The organism is Neobacillus sp. Soil_C_43 (genome assembly GCF_057656715.1).
The window spans coordinates 1-277 of record NZ_JBDGJV010000059.1; the positions used below are offsets into that span (position 1 = coordinate 1).

Here is a 277-nt window from a genome sequence, read left to right on the forward strand (position 1 = left end):
GAGCGGAAGACGGGATTCGAACCCGCGACCCCCACCTTGGCAAGGTGGTGTTCTACCACTGAACTACTTCCGCATATTCGAAGATAAAACCCGAGGATCTATATCCCAGGGTTTTATCTTAAATTATGAGCCATGAAGGACTCGAACCTTCGACCCTCTGATTAAAAGTCAGATGCTCTACCAACTGAGCTAATGGCTCTTGGCTGGGCTAGCTGGATTTGAACCAACGCATGTCGCAGTCAAAGTGCGATGCCTTACCGCTTGGCTATAGCCCAAT

Annotated in this window: 3 tRNA genes; all 3 read right to left on the reverse strand. The window is 49.5% G+C overall.

What is annotated here, in order from left to right:
* Nucleotide 1: 1 nt before the first annotated feature.
* The 3 genes from AC3A54_RS25590 to AC3A54_RS25600 all read right to left on the reverse strand — a co-directional run bounded on the left by AC3A54_RS25590 (nt 2) and on the right by AC3A54_RS25600 (nt 275).
* Nucleotides 2–73, reverse strand: a tRNA-Gly gene (locus tag AC3A54_RS25590).
* A 53-nt stretch (nt 74–126) separates the two neighbouring features.
* Nucleotides 127–199: transfer RNA gene (locus AC3A54_RS25595), tRNA-Lys, on the reverse strand.
* 1 nt (nt 200) lies between these two features.
* Nucleotides 201–275: transfer RNA gene (locus tag AC3A54_RS25600), tRNA-Gln, on the reverse strand.
* Nucleotides 276–277: the final 2 nt, after the last annotated feature.